The 14779-nt window shown below is 43.2% G+C and carries 10 protein-coding genes; 5 read left to right on the plus strand and 5 right to left on the minus strand.

All coding sequences use genetic code 11. The features are described 5' to 3' along the window. Position 1: 1 nt before the first annotated feature. The 3 genes from QK890_RS13245 to QK890_RS13255 all read right to left on the minus strand — a co-directional run bounded on the left by QK890_RS13245 (position 2) and on the right by QK890_RS13255 (position 3295). The gene (locus tag QK890_RS13245; protein ID WP_005780170.1) at positions 2-559 is read right to left on the minus strand and encodes a 1-acyl-sn-glycerol-3-phosphate acyltransferase; all 558 of its coding nucleotides are present in this window, start codon (positions 557-559) and stop codon (positions 2-4) included. 2 nt (positions 560-561) lie between these two features. Further along, positions 562-831 carry a hypothetical protein gene (locus QK890_RS13250; RefSeq protein WP_005780168.1) on the minus strand — a complete coding sequence of 90 codons (270 nt, stop codon included), beginning with the start codon at positions 829-831 and terminating at the stop codon, positions 562-564. Between the two features lie 253 nt (positions 832-1084). Next, entirely contained in the window at positions 1085-3295 is a 2211-nt protein-coding gene (locus QK890_RS13255; protein ID WP_367627387.1) for a patatin-like phospholipase family protein, read from the minus strand. 322 nt (positions 3296-3617) lie between these two features. Between QK890_RS13255 and QK890_RS13260 the strand changes: the two genes are divergently transcribed. From QK890_RS13260 to QK890_RS13270, 3 genes are all read left to right on the plus strand, one after another. After that, positions 3618-4808: an efflux RND transporter periplasmic adaptor subunit gene (locus QK890_RS13260; protein ID WP_005780164.1), complete on the plus strand. Its 1191-nt coding sequence runs from the start codon at positions 3618-3620 to the stop codon at positions 4806-4808. A gap of 91 nt (positions 4809-4899) precedes the next feature. Next, positions 4900-8046 carry an efflux RND transporter permease subunit gene (locus QK890_RS13265; protein WP_005780162.1) on the plus strand — a complete coding sequence of 1049 codons (3147 nt, stop codon included), beginning with the start codon at positions 4900-4902 and terminating at the stop codon, positions 8044-8046. A 3-nt stretch (positions 8047-8049) separates the two neighbouring features. Continuing rightward, positions 8050-9426, plus strand: coding sequence for an efflux transporter outer membrane subunit (locus QK890_RS13270; RefSeq protein WP_005780160.1), 1377 nt, complete (start codon positions 8050-8052; stop codon positions 9424-9426). A gap of 17 nt (positions 9427-9443) precedes the next feature. On the opposite strand, the gene QK890_RS13275 is transcribed toward QK890_RS13270, so the two are convergent. Then, a complete protein-coding gene (locus tag QK890_RS13275; protein WP_005780158.1) occupies positions 9444-9992 on the minus strand; it encodes an RNA polymerase sigma-70 factor in 549 nt (182 codons plus the stop codon). Positions 9993-10182: 190 nt separating this feature from the next. Then, the gene (locus QK890_RS13280; RefSeq protein ID WP_022012434.1) at positions 10183-10422 is read right to left on the minus strand and encodes a hypothetical protein; all 240 of its coding nucleotides are present in this window, start codon (positions 10420-10422) and stop codon (positions 10183-10185) included. Positions 10423-10772: 350 nt separating this feature from the next. Here QK890_RS13280 and QK890_RS13285 point away from each other — a divergent pair, with 350 nt between their 5' ends. Both QK890_RS13285 and QK890_RS13290 read left to right on the plus strand, forming a co-directional pair. Beyond that, entirely contained in the window at positions 10773-11363 is a 591-nt protein-coding gene (locus QK890_RS13285) for a FecR family protein (protein WP_005807339.1), read from the plus strand. A 37-nt stretch (positions 11364-11400) separates the two neighbouring features. Continuing rightward, positions 11401-14778 (plus strand): TonB-dependent receptor, encoded by a 3378-nt coding sequence (locus QK890_RS13290; protein WP_367627389.1) that lies wholly within the window; start codon positions 11401-11403, stop codon positions 14776-14778. The last annotated feature ends 1 nt before the right edge of the window (position 14779 follow it).

Genomic DNA, 14779 nt, shown 5'->3' on the forward strand with positions numbered 1-14779 from the left:
ATCATTCAACATCTCCAATGGAGAAGTTTTCGGGGTGTTTCCCTTTGAAATCTTTGAAATAAAGTTTTATTTCACGCATGTCCTTGTCAATATCTCCACTTGGCATGACTGCTTTAGTCGACGTAATGGTCTTGGTTGTATAGTCGATGCCGACCAGGACAATGGGTACCTGTGCTTTGAGCGCAATGTAATAGAAACCTTTTTTCCAGTTGGGGTTGCGTTTACGCGTTCCTTCGGGAGTAATAGCGAGGTGAAACTTTTTGCTGGTATTGAAGTGATGAACCATTTGCTCTACCAATGAGGTCTTGCGACTACGATCTACAGGAATACCTCCTACAGCTCTGAAAAGCAGCCCTAAAGGAAAAAAGAACCATTCTTTTTTCATCATGAAACTGGTCTTTCCTCCCATGGCACCGTAAAATAGTTTACCAATAAACAAATCTAAATTAGTGGTATGGGGAGCTGCGCAAACTACACATTTATCATATTTGGGTACTGTCACGTTCATCTTCCATCCCAGCAGGCGATAGTAAATAAAGCTATATATTGCTTTTTTCATTCTTAGTTCAGTTTCGCGATGGCGTCAATGATTTCGTTTACTTTTGCATTGAAGTCTACACGGAATTTTTTGTAGAATCCTTTCACATTTCCCGGTTCGGTGTGGCTGATACGGCTGATAAATTCATCCTGCATTTTCAGGATTTCCGCCATCAGTTCGTCAGCTTTTGCTTTATCTGTACCCGGTACGAACATGCTGTTGATCAAACACTCTGAAAATAATTCACCTGCGATATAGTTTACGTTCTTTTTAAGTTCTCTTCTCTTTGCCATAATTCTAAATGTTTTATGTGAGTATATAGAAAATATTTTCGGTAAAGATAACGACTTTCTTCGGTTCTGAGTAATAAATTTGAAATAATTAAATAATTCCATGCTGTGTCTGTCTTGTTGTTTGGTGGTTACAGACGCATTTTAGCAGAGGGTGTAGCCATCCGTATGCCGGGGCTACACCCTATTGGCGGGAGGGCTACACCCTTTACCTCGTGGGGCTACACCCCTTGCCGGAAGAAAGAGGTTGGTATTGTCAGAAAGAAAATCCCAGGTTTACGTAAAATCCTACGTCCTTGGATTGGTTGGAATACCCCAATGATGCTTCTAATGGACCGAACATGCTGTCCAGCCCATATCCGATGCTACAACCGTAAATCCGGTTGCCCTTTAGGATCTTGAAAAAATTATCGTCACTCAAGGCAAAGTTTCCGGCTAACGTTATATAATGTTTGCTACCCATGCGTTGGCGCAGCTTTAGAGAAGCCACGGCAACGGAATTGTACGTTAATTCTATATTGTAAATTCCGGCGAACGGGAGTTGCTGGGGCAAATAACGTCCGAACACGTCACTTCCCAACGCATTCTCGTAGGCATAAGGAATTTCCTGCCCGATCAGTACTCTGCCGTAAATAGCCGGGATCAGGGCCAGACGGTTGCTGACAGAGAACACACTTTCCCAGGAGGCACTGAGTGCGGAGAAGGGGGCATGTCCGTTATATCGGGCGAAGTTGTCCGTATACAATGAATAAGCACCGGAGAAGTTGCTGCCTTTGGATGGGAAGTATCCTTTGTCAAAGGTGTTGTAACGTAACTGCGCAAAATAACTGATGAAGTATTCGGAGTTGACATCCATTGTAAATTCCGGTTTCTTGAAAAGGAAATCTTTGTATTTGAAATACTCGATTCGTGCGCCGAATCCAAACCGGAGATTTTTATACCACACATCCGAAAATCCGAATTCACCCAGATGATATTTATAAGTTGTGTTGTAGGCACGGTCGCCATGATCATAAATGTTGATGTCATTGTACTGGAACATGTACGAGAAATTGATGTTTCTTTGTTGCATGGGTTCCAGGGTATAATCTACCCGGGCCATGTATCGTTTGCCCAGTCGTCCGGTGACAGAAACTTTGGAAGGAATGTGGGTCTTTAATTGTGCTGTGGCATTTATCAATAGCGAAGCTATCTCTTCCGAGTCGAAGCGGAGACCTACATTGATGGTTTTCTCATACTTTTTCTCTAACAGGAAGGTTAAATTATAGCCTTCAGGGGTATTGGTTAACGTGTAACTGGCGTTTGAGTAAGATTGGTTCCCGCGCAGAATGAATAGCGCTTGTTCAATCTGTCGCATGCTGATTTCACTGTTTTCTTGCAGTTTGCATTTTTTCATTAACCACTTCTTGTCGTTTTCTTCTACATCGGAGAAAGTAATTTCCTTCACCGGCAAAGTCCGGGTGCTTGAAAATAAGGTATAAGGACCATGTGACTCGGGTTTGAAAGTGTCTGCAATACCGATTTTCTTTTTAAGAGCGAGCAGGGAGTTCCATTGCTTGCGAGCTGCCTCTTCTCCCCGGTGCATCAGAGAATCAATGGCCGAAGGGGTAAAACTGGCCGAAGAATATCCCTCAACGTTCACCTTTATATAGGTATCGGTCAGGCTGATATTTTTTTGATGATTGTTTTTGGTAGTCAGGTCAATGATTTGGGAGAGTATGTCCGGAGCACTGTTAAGTTTGTCGATCCCTTTCAAGTTGTTTTGCACATCTACACCGATGATAACATCGGCGCCCATCGATTTGGCTACATCTACGGGATAATTGTTAATCATGCCGCCGTCAATCAGAATCATGCTATCCTTGCGCACAGGTGTGAACACTCCGGGAATCGCCATGCTGGCTCGCATTGCTGTGGCAAGCACTCCATTGTGGAATACAATCTGTTCGCCATTTACGATGTTTTGTGATACGCACGCAAAGGGGATAGGCAGTTTGTTGAAATCAACGGAGTCATGATAGCCTACTGTCAGTTCCGTAAATAGGTTGGCCAGATTCTGTCCCTTTATGATTCCACCGGAAACGGCGTCTTTGGGGCTTTTGGTAAAGGGGAATGAAAAGACATATTTTTCTGATTTTTCGCGTTCGTTGAGTGACATGGCACTACGCTTTACACGATCACTGAGCAAAAACATCCAGTCTTGTTTGCGTACCATACTGTCCAGTTGATGCGGAGTATATCCGATGGAGTATAATCCACCGATTATGGATCCCATACTGGTGCCTACTATATAATCGATTGGGATACCGGCTTCTTCAATGACTTTCAGAGCCTGGATATGTGCTACCCCTTTCGCACCTCCTCCGCTGAGTACCACTCCGACTTTTTTACGTTGCTGTGCCATAGCGGGCAATGCCAGAAAAAAAGCCGGTAACAGAACTAATATCAGTGACAAATGTTTTTTCATTATAGTGTTATTTTTATGAATGCACTACAAATTTATATTATTATTTGGTAAGTAAGTAGTGAATGACACTAAAAGTGCAAGTTATGGAACTTATGCAGAAAAGAATTATCTTTGCGCCCCTTTTGTGGAATAATTCCCCAATCAGGGACACAATTCCACACTTTGGATAAGTGGCGGTTATGTTCCGAAAATCACTAAAACAGCTTCTGCAGGGCATTGGAGAGAACTTTTTAGTTAAAAAGATATATTCGGGACATAGTTTGGTATCTGATTTGTAAAGTAGCTAAGAAAGGATAAGTTAATTTTAATAATACAAACAAGCATGAGACTATTTTTAACGAGAAAAGAGCTGAAACTAAGGAGAAAAAGAACAATAGTGGGCATCGTCTGTTTGGCTCTGGTGGTAGGCATTTATTGGGTTCTGACGCGGCCACATAAAGCTAAGCCGGAGATACCTACTGTGATTGTAGAACCGGCAGAAAGGGACAATGTAGAGATTTTCGGAGAGTATGTGGGGCGTATACGTGCACAACAGTTTGTGGAAGTTCGGGCGCGGGTGGAAGGATATCTGGAAAGTATGCTTTTTGCCGAAGGAACATATGTGAATAAAAATCAGGTGCTGTTTGTGATCAATCAGGATCAGTATCGTGCCAAAGCAGATAAGGCACGGGCACAATTGAAAAAAGATGAAGCACAAGCATTGAAGGCAAAACGGGATTTGGAACGTATCAAGCCGTTGTATGCACAAAATGCGGCCAGTCAGTTGGATCTGGACAATGCGGAGGCAGCTTATGAAAGTGCGGTGGCGACCGTCGCTATGAGCGAGGCAGATCTGGCACAGGCCGAGTTGGAACTGGGTTATACATTGGTTCGTTCTCCGCTGTCGGGTCATATCAGTGAGCGTAACGTGGACTTGGGAACTCTGGTGGGACCAGGTGGTAAATCGCTGTTGGCTACAGTTGTGAAAAGTGACACTGTACTGGTGGATTTCAGTATGACTGCTCTGGATTATTTGAAGAGCAAAGAACGCAATATTAATATCGGGCAACAGGACTCTTCTCGTTCCTGGCAGCCGAACATCACTATTACATTAGCAGACAATACGGTGTATCCTTACAAGGGATATGTGGATTTTGCCGAACCTCAGGTAGATCCCCAGACAGGTACTTTTTCAGTCCGGGCAGAGATGCCGAATCCGAAGCAGGTGTTGCTTCCGGGACAGTTCACAAAGGTAAAGCTGTTGCTGGATGTACGCGAAGGAGCGATTGTGGTACCGCACAAGGCGGTAACTATTGAGAAGGGTGGAGCCTATATCTATACCATGCGCAGAGATTCGACGGTAGAGAAACGATTTATAGAGCTGGGACCTGAATTTGGCAATAAACTTGTAGTGGAGAGAGGATTGGCCGCAGGTGAAGAAGTGGTAATAGAAGGATATCACAAACTGACGCCGGGAATGAAGGTGAGGGCTACTTTACCTCAGTCACTAACCGAGAAAAAGGAGAGCGAATGACTCTTTTCCTGAGATATATAAGAACGTATAATTTAAAAGAAACTCTTCCTCCCTCTCGTTGGGAGAGGGGTGGGGTGAGGCCTTATAGAATATGAAAGTTAGTTTTTTTATAGATAGACCTGTTTTCTCGATCGTTATCTCGATACTGATTGTCATTATCGGCATCATTGGTCTGACCATGTTGCCTGTCGACCAGTATCCTCAGATCACTCCTCCGGTAGTGAAGATCAGTGCTTCTTATCCGGGAGCCAGCGCATTGACGGTTTCACAGGCAGTGGCAACTCCTATCGAGCAGGAGATTAACGGAACACCGGGTATGCTTTATATGGAGTCGAACAGTTCCAATTCCGGAGGATTTTCGGCAACGGTTACTTTTGATGTTTCTGCCGATCCGGATTTGGCGGCCGTAGAAATCCAGAACCGTGTGAAACTGGCGGAAAGCCGTTTGCCGGCTGAAGTTATTCAGAACGGTATCTCCGTAGAGAAGCAGGCACCCAGCCAGTTGATGACCCTTACGCTGATGTCGTCTGATCCGAAGTTCGACGAAATTTATTTGAGTAACTTTGCCACGATCAATGTACTCGATGTAATCCGTCGTATTCCGGGAGTGGGACGTGTTTCGAATATCGGTAGCCGTTACTATGCCATGCAGATATGGGCGGAACCGGATAAACTGGCAAACTTCGGACTGACTGTACAGGATTTACAGAATGCGCTGAAAGATCAGAACCGTGAGTCGGCTGCAGGTGTACTTGGTCAGCAGCCGGTGAAGGGACTCGATGTAACGATTCCTATCACTACACAAGGACGTCTTTCTACTGTAGAGCAATTTGAGAACATTGTGATCCGTGCCAATACGAATGGTTCTATCATCCGTTTGCGTGACGTGGCACGGGTTTCTCTCGAAGCTTCTTCATACAGTACGGAGAGTGGGATCAATGGCAAGAATGCTGCCGTTCTGGGCATTTATATGCTTCCGGGCGCTAACGCGATGGAAGTTGCAAAAAGTGTCAAGGAAGCAATGGATGAAATCAGCAAGAACTTCCCGGAGGGGTTGAGCTATGAGGTGCCATTCGATATGACGACTTATATTTCCGAGTCCATTCATGAAGTATACAAAACCCTGTTTGAGGCGTTGGTTCTTGTGGTGCTCGTCGTTTATCTCTCTTTGCAGAGCTGGCGGGCTACGTTGATCCCGATAGTTGCCGTTCCTATTTCATTGATCGGTACGTTCGGTTTCATGTTGATCTTTGGCTTTTCGCTGAATATATTGACATTGTTGGGGCTGATTCTTGCTATCGGTATTGTAGTGGATGATGCCATTGTCGTGGTGGAAAACGTGGAGCGTATTATGGAGGAAGAGAAACTTTCACCGTACGAAGCTACGAAGAAAGCCATGAACGGATTGGCGGGTGCGTTGATTGCCACTTCTCTGGTGCTTTGTGCGGTGTTTGTTCCGGTGAGCTTCCTCAGCGGTATTACGGGGCAGCTTTACCGTCAGTTCACTATTACTATTGCTGTATCCGTACTGATTTCTACTGTAGTGGCGTTGACGCTGAGTCCGGTCATGTGTTCGTTGATTCTGAAACCGGATAACGGTAAAAAGAAGAACATTGTTTTCCGCAAAATCAACCACTGGTTGAACGTGGGCAATCATAAGTACGTAGTCGCTATCCGCCGGGTAATTGGTAATCCGCGTCGTGTATTGGCCGGTTTCGGGGTGGTGCTGATCGGTATTCTGTTGATTCACCGTCTGATTCCGACAAGTTTCCTTCCGGTGGAAGACCAAGGCTATTTCAAGATAGAATTGGAGTTGCCCGAAGGTGCTACGCTGGAGCGTACCCGGGAGGTAACGGATCGTGCCATCACTTATCTGGAAAAGAATCCGTATATAGCGTATGTACAGAATGTGACCGGAAGCAGTCCCCGTGTGGGCAGCAACCAGGCACGGAGTGAGTTAACCGTAATTTTGAAGCCGTGGGAAGACCGCAAGAATACTTCGATAGACGAGATTATGACAAACGTTCGTCGCGATCTGAGTGAGTATCCGGAATGTAAGGTTTATCTCTCCACTCCTCCTGTCATTCCCGGTTTGGGAACCTCGGGTGGGTTCGAAATGCAACTCGAAGCGCGTGGTGAAGCTACTTTCGATAATTTGGTGCAGGCGGCGGATACTTTGATGTATTACGCTTCCCAACGCAAGGAACTGACAGGACTTTCCTCTTCACTTCAGTCGGATATCCCACAACTCTACTTCGATGTAGACCGTGATAAAGTAAAGATGCTTGGTGTGCCTCTGGCGGATGTTTTCTCAACCATGAAAGCCTATACGGGATCGGTCTATGTGAACGACTTCAATATGTTCAACCGTATTTATAAGGTATACATTCAGGCTGAAGCACCCTATAGGGAACATAAAGACAATATCAACCTGTTTTTTGTGAAGGCCTCTAATGGAGCGATGATCCCGCTGACTTCTCTGGGTAATGCATCGTATACCACCGGCCCGGGTAGCATTAAACGTTTTAATATGTTTACCACTGCTGTTTTTCGTGGTGAGGCGGCGCAGGGCTATAGTTCCGGTCAGGCTATGGAGATTATGGAGCAGATTGCACGTGACCATCTGCCTGATAATATCGGCCTGGAATGGAGTGGTCTCTCTTATCAAGAGAAAAAGGCAGGTGGGCAGACCGGATTGGTACTGGCATTAGTGTTCCTTTTTGTATTTCTCTTCCTGGCTGCACAGTATGAAAGCTGGACAGTGCCCATTGCCGTATTGCTTTCGCTGCCGGTAGCCGCTTTGGGGGCTTATCTGGGGGTATGGATTTGCGGACTGGAAAATGATGTCTATTTCCAGATCGGATTGGTGATGCTTGTCGGATTGGCGGCCAAGAATGCCATCTTGATTGTAGAGTTTGCGAAAGTACAGGTGGACCGGGGAGGTGATCTGGTGCAATCAGCCATCCATGCGGCACAATTGCGTTTCCGCCCCATCTTGATGACTTCGCTCGCGTTTGTACTGGGTATGCTTCCGATGGTGTTGGCAACCGGTCCCGGTTCGGCAAGCCGTGCGGCCATCGGTACGGGAGTATTCTTCGGAATGATTTTTGCCATTGTAGTGGGCATTATCCTTGTTCCGTTCTTCTTCGTACTGGTCTATAAAACAAAAGCAAAACTGAGAAATGTGCCGAATGTGAACGTGAAGTTACCGTTCAAGTCTAAAAAGAAAATTGATTGAATTATGAAAAGAAGCTATTTATATATTACTCTCTTACTAACTGCATTTACCCTGGGTTCTTGCAAGATAGGAAAAAGTTATGTCCGTCCCGACCTTAACTTGCCCGATAGTCTGGCACAGCATCAGGATACCCTGAGCTTCGGAGATAGGGAATGGTGGCAGATTTATACTGACAGTACCCTCCGGAGCCTGATAGACCGGGCACTGGAGCATAACAAAGATATGTTGATAGCCGCTGCCCGTGTCAAGGAAATGGCAGCTCAAAAACGCATTTCGACAGCAAATCTGTTGCCGGATATTAAAGGTACGGTGACTGCTGAACGGGAAAACGAAAACCATGGTGGAGATGCTTTCAAACGTAGCGATACTTTCGAGGCGCAACTTCTTTTCTCCTGGGAGCTCGACCTTTGGGGAAATCTTCGTTGGGCACGTTCCGCCAGCATTGCCGAGTATCTTCAGTCCGTTGAGGCACAACGCGCTCTTCGGATGACTATTGTAGCTGAAGTGGCTCAGGCATACTATGAACTGGTGGCTCTTGATACCGAACTGGACATTGTCCGTCAAACGTTGAAGGCACGTGAAGAGGGGATGCGCCTTGCCCGTATCCGCTTTGAAGGGGGATTGACTTCCGAGACTTCTTATCGCCAGTCGCAGGTAGAGTTGGCACGTACTGCTACGTTGGTACCCGATCTGGAGCGTAAAATCTCGTTGAAAGAGAATGATATAGCTTTCCTTGCCGGTGAGTATCCCAATAAGATTACACGTAGCCGCTTGTTGCAGGAGTTCAATTTTCCGCAGGAATTACCTGTCGGTTTGCCTTCAGGACTGCTTGAACGCCGTCCTGACATTCGTCAGGCTGAACAGAAATTGATTGCCGCCAATGCCCGGGTAGGGGTGGCCTATACAAATATGTTTCCACGCATTTCACTTACCGGCAGGGTAGGATCGGAGAGCACTGCACTTTCCGAGCTGTTGAAGTCGCCTTATAGTATAATGGAGGGTGCTTTGCTTACACCAATTTTTGGCTGGGGTAAAAATCGTGCTGCCCTCAAAGCTAAGAAAGCTGCTTACGAGGCTGAAGTGCACAGCTACGAAAAGTCTGTCCTGACCGCTTTCAAAGAGACTCGGAACGCGATTGTGAACTTTAATAAAATCAAGGAAGTATATGATCTTCGTGCCAAATTGGAACGTTCGGCTAAGAGTTACGTAGATCTGGCGCAATTGCAATATATCAATGGAGTGACGAATTATCTCGATGTACTCGATGCCCAGCGTGGATATTTCGATGCCCAGATCGGACTTAGCAATGCGATGCGGGATGAACTGATTGCTGTGGTACAGGTGTATAAGGCACTGGGAGGTGGATGGCAGATAAAATAATGGAATCCCGATTTTAGTCACGCTCCCATGAACAGCATGAAAAGATTAAGATTCTTTTTTAGAAATCTCAGAGCCAGGTTGATATGCCGCTCTATTGCTTTTTCGGTAATAGAAAAATGTTCTGCTATTTCTTTGTTGCTCATGTGCAGCTCCCTGCTCATACGGAATACTTCTTGTTGGCGGGGAGGAAGTTGCATGACAAGTTCATCGATGTATTTCTTTAAGTCAGCGGCATCCAGTTCTCCTTCCATATCATAAGATTCCTCGACTGCTTGTATCGCAGTTATTTTGAGGGCTGTTTCTTTATAGTATCTACGTGAATGATTGAATATAACATTCCGGGTTATGATAAAGAGATAGCCCTCAAAACTTTTGTTTTCATCTAAAAAATGGTGAGATTCCCATACTTTCACAAATACTTCCTGCACAATCTCCTCAATGTCCATTGAAGCGGTGAAATAAAGCTTTGTGAAATTATAGACCTGTTTCCAGTAATGATTGTATAAAAAAGCAAATGCTTCCTGATCGCCATGCTTTAATTTCCTGACTGTTTCTTTCTCTTGCATCTGTTTTAGTAATTAGAGGTGCAAAAGTAATCTTTTTGTTCTAAATAGATGCAGTTTCTACAAGAATATTAAAAAATAACATATTTTGTTTAATTGATATTATGTTATGATAGCTGTATTGTCTTATTATATGGACTTAATAGAATAATGTATCCACTTATTATATAAATAAAATAATAGCAACATATATTTATTGGATAAGTTCTAAAGGAACTATTCTTTTGTGAACTTTTTTGCATCTGTTCTCGATCTTATTCCATATCTGATTTCCAATCTCTGTATCTACCGGATTATTTTTGTTTTCATTCCATTGTTTTCTCATTTGTTTCTTTATCAAATTCGAATGATAGAGCTTTTTACGTCCTTTTTTGTCTAATCGATCTGATAATAGTTTTTTGATCAGATCGATTTCCTTGTTGTTTTTATCCATTTCTTAAATCTATTTTGTGTTATCTAAAACTAAATACACAACAGACCTGCTTACCACCACATGTGAATTATAACTTTTTAATTGAAAATCGTCTCTGATGATATCGATAGCATACATATCTTGGTTTTTTATGGATGTTAATTTATTGTTTTATAGTGATATATGTGGTTTTTGTCCGGTAATAATAATTGCTTGTTTTTTTATGTGTAATAACGTTAGTTCCTTTAGAACTATGGTATATCGCTGCTTCTGTAGCTCTTGTTCTGATCGTGGGTGGACTTTGGATGTACTCTAATACGGGTAGAACTCAAATAGAGAAATATATTGAATTTACGGCACAAGAAAGCAGAATGTATCTATTGCCGGATAGTTCGAAAGTATGGATGCAGCCGGGGAGCTCCATACGTTTTGCCGAAAACTTTAAAGAATGCAGGGATGTATGGCTGAAAGGCAATTCACTTTTTGAAGTTCGCAAGAATTCGGGTAGTAAATTCAGAGTATACATTGATAAAGCATTTATCGAAGTGAAAGGAACCTGCTTTCTGATAAAACAGAATAACCCTAATGCGAATGAAATTACACTATTTAATGGGAGTATTGAATTTAATATAGAATCCACCCATGATAAAATAGCAATGAAACCACTCCAGGAATTAGTGTATAATCCTGTTAGTGCAAGAACTCAGCTGAGGCGGATAGAAAACATAGAATGGCAAAACGGGCGCTATAACTTTACCCAATTTAATTTGGAACACTTAACCCGTATTATGAATCAAATGTATGGCTCTCATATCACCATTAGCGACAAAGTGAATAAAAATTGTGCTTTCACCGGAAGTATCCGCTATGATGAATCTTTGGAAGACGTTATTGATAAAATCTGTTTTAGCCTGAATCTTAGAAGCAAAGAAATGAATGAAGGAATTCTTATTTACAACTAATATTTATTAACCCAATGTTAAATCTAAAAATTGAAGCATGAACAAGTTTTTATTTTCTTGTCAGAAGCGGTGTCTTAAATACATCGTCATGGCTCTGCTGCTTTATCCGTTGTCTGCACTTGCTGCGCAAGGACAGATTGTGGTTAAAGGTCAGTCTCTCACCATTCCTCAAGCCATCCGGCTTATAGAGAAAAGTAGTACATATACTTTCTTCTACAACGCTAATGATTTGAAAAACACAAATCTCAAGAGTATCGATTGTAAAGGTTCCATCAACGACGTCCTGAACGAAGTATTTAAAGGGAGCAATATCAGTTATCTCATTAAAGGTAATGAGGTTATTCTTAAAGTAGAGAAAACGGAAAGCACACAACAAAAAAAAGCCAAAATTATCGGTGTGGTAACAGATTCTAAAACCGGTGAACCTATCATTGGAGCAACTGTACAGCTACTGGGTACTACTACAGGCGTTATTACCGATGTGGATGGTAAGTTTGAACTTGCGGCAACTCCTAAAAATGAAATACAAATTTCATATATAGGATATGTTACCAAGAAAGTGAAAGTAGGTAGCCAAAAGGTTATTTCGGTCACCCTATCCGAAGATGCCCAGCAGTTGGATGAAGTGGTGGTGACAGCGTTTGGTACAGGACAAAAGAAGGAGACTATCACCGGGTCTATTCAGTCCGTACGTCCTTCAGACCTTTTGGTGCCTTCCGCCAATCTTTCTTCTTCATTTGCCGGACGCCTGTCAGGTGTGATTGCTTACCAGCGTAGTGGTGAGCCCGGTCAGAATTCTGCCGATTTTTTTATTCGTGGTGTTGCGACGATGAATGGGGCGACTTCTCCTTTGATTATTTTAGACGGAGTTGAAGTGTCTAAAGCAGACCTGAATTCGTTGGATCCTGAAGTAATAGAAAGTTTCTCTGTATTGAAGGATGCTACGGCATCGGCGATGTATGGTACTCGTGGAGCCAACGGTGTACTTATTATTAAAACCAAATCGGGTAGTGATCTTGAAAGGCCGATCATTGGCGTGCGTATAGAAGGATATGTGAATACTCCGATCAAGAAACCGGAGATCGTTGACGGACCTACATATATGCGTTTGTACAACGAAGCGGTTACCAATCAGGGAACAGGAGCCGTACTTTATTCTGATGAAAGAATTAACGGTACAATTAATAATCTGAACCCCTATATTTATCCTAATGTAGACTGGTATAAAGAAGTCTTCAAAGATGCAACATTCAATCAAAAGGCGAATTTTAATGTACGTGGGGGTACTTCTAAAATCACTTATTTTATGAATGTCAATATGAACCATGAAACCGGTATGTTGAAGGATCGTTCCAGTGATTTCTTCTCTTATAAAAACAATATAGACTATATGAAATATGCGTTTCAGAACAACGTGGATTTTCATCTGTCAAAGTCCTCTACTATTTCGCTGCATCTGAATGTGCAGTTGAATGACATGCATGGTCCTTTGACTACAAAGGACGGAAATGGAGTAGGAGATATATTCAGTGCTATTATGGGAACCAACCCTGTTGATTTCCCGGTTATGTTTCCGCAAGGATCGGATACATGGTACCATTGGGGAGGTATTCTTGCAGGTAACTATCAACCGCTCAACCCAGTAGCCCTTTCAAGTGCAGGATATAAAGATACATTCGAGAGCACGGTAGTGGCCAATGTGAATTGGGACCAGAAACTGGATTTTATTACGAAAGGTTTGAGCTTCAGGGCTTTGGTCTCATTTAAAAATTGGAGCTACAATCAGAAGTTCCGTCTGCAGGGATACAATAGTTACCAGCTTTCCGACTATAAACAAAATGAAGACGGTTCCTATGATTTTACCAATACACCTATCGGTGAACCGAGCAATCATACGATGGAAGCTTTCTTTGGTACTAACGGCGACCGCAGGTTTTACATTCAGGGATATCTTAATTACGAACGTTCCTTCGGTTCACACAATGTAAGCGGTATGCTGCTTTATAACCAGGATGATTATAATACAAATGTAAACAGCAGTCTTATTGGCTCACTTCCCAAACGTAAGATGGGCGTTGCCGCACGTTTGTCATATGATTACGATCACCGTTATATGCTTGAAGTAAATGCCGGATACAATGGTTCCGAAAGTTTTGCCAAAGGACATCGTTGGGGATTGTTTCCATCCATATCGTTGGGATGGAATATCAGTGAAGAGAAATTCTGGAAATCTATTAAACCGGTTATTTCCAATTTCAAACTCCGTGGTTCGTATGGCTTGGTAGGTAATGACCAGATTGGTAGCGATCGTTTTGCTTATCTGGCAATTGTGAATCTGAACAGCAGCCCGTCTTATACAACCGGATATGGCGGGAGTACAACTTCATTATCGGGTCCTACCTATAATCGTTTCCAGAATAACGAACTTACATGGGAAGTGGGACATAAACTGAATGTGGGTGCCGATTTGCAGTTTTTCAATTCATTAAATATTACTGTCGACGGATTCAGGGAGATCAGGGATAACATTTTCCAACAGAAAAATTCGATACCGAATTACTTGGGGACTGCCAATACTAAAATCTACGGTAACTTTGCTAAAGTGAAGAATACGGGATTTGATCTTGCTTTGGACTACGGAAAACAGGTGAACCGGGACCTCTCTATCCAGATGAAAGGAACATTCACCTATGCGCACAATGAAGTTTTGAAATACGATGAAGCGGCAGGACTTCGTCCGGCATTGTCGCAGGTTGGAAAGAGCTTGAACTCGATTTGGGGATATGTAGCAGACGGGCTGTATATTGATCAGGCTGATATTGCCAATAATCCTCAGTCGACTATCGGCAATATTGCCATTGCGCCGGGAGATGTGAAATATGTGGACCAGCCGGATGCTAACGGAAATTATGATGGGAAAATAACATCGGATGACAGAGTGGTATTGGGGTATCCCACAATTCCGGAGATAATATACGGATTCGGCCCTTCTGTTACGTGGAAGAATTGGGACTTCTCTTTCTTCTTCCAGGGACAAACCCATGTGTCACTGATGATGAGTGGTTTCGAACCGTTTGGAACACAGAGTAAAAGTAATGTCCTGAAGTGGATTGCTGATGACCATTGGAGCAAAGATAACCAGAATCCGAATGCAAAGTATCCAAGGTTGACACAATATAATAATAACAACAATACTGCATCATCTTCCTATTGGCTGCGCGATGCTTCATTCCTGAAATTGCGGAATGCGGAAATTGGCTATCGTTTCAAATGGGCAAGAATCTATGTGAATGGAAGTAACCTGCTGACCTTTTCTCCATTTAAGTTGTGGGATCCCGAAATGGGTGGAGGTGCCGGTATGAAATATCCGACACAGCGTACATATAATGTTGGTATTCAATTAACTTTTAAATAAT

Source organism: Bacteroides sp. NGMCC 1.200775 (assembly GCF_040798045.1).
Classification (GTDB): Bacteria; Bacteroidota; Bacteroidia; order Bacteroidales; family Bacteroidaceae; genus Bacteroides; species Bacteroides hominis.

Bases quoted from the DNA above. Each gene is read 5' to 3' on its own strand.
- QK890_RS13245 (WP_005780170.1), bottom strand. From the start codon at position 559: ATGAAAAAAGCAATATATAGCTTTATTTACTATCGCCTGCTGGGATGG.
- QK890_RS13250 (WP_005780168.1), bottom strand. From the start codon at position 831: ATGGCAAAGAGAAGAGAACTTAAAAAGAACGTAAACTATATCGCAGGT.
- QK890_RS13255 (WP_367627387.1), bottom strand. From the start codon at position 3,295: ATGAAAAAACATTTGTCACTGATATTAGTTCTGTTACCGGCTTTTTTT.
- QK890_RS13260 (WP_005780164.1), top strand. From the start codon at position 3,618: ATGAGACTATTTTTAACGAGAAAAGAGCTGAAACTAAGGAGAAAAAGA.
- QK890_RS13265 (WP_005780162.1), top strand. From the start codon at position 4,900: ATGAAAGTTAGTTTTTTTATAGATAGACCTGTTTTCTCGATCGTTATC.
- QK890_RS13270 (WP_005780160.1), top strand. From the start codon at position 8,050: ATGAAAAGAAGCTATTTATATATTACTCTCTTACTAACTGCATTTACC.
- QK890_RS13275 (WP_005780158.1), bottom strand. From the start codon at position 9,992: ATGCAAGAGAAAGAAACAGTCAGGAAATTAAAGCATGGCGATCAGGAA.
- QK890_RS13280 (WP_022012434.1), bottom strand. From the start codon at position 10,422: ATGGATAAAAACAACAAGGAAATCGATCTGATCAAAAAACTATTATCA.
- QK890_RS13285 (WP_005807339.1), top strand. From the start codon at position 10,773: ATGTATCTATTGCCGGATAGTTCGAAAGTATGGATGCAGCCGGGGAGC.
- QK890_RS13290 (WP_367627389.1), top strand. From the start codon at position 11,401: ATGAACAAGTTTTTATTTTCTTGTCAGAAGCGGTGTCTTAAATACATC.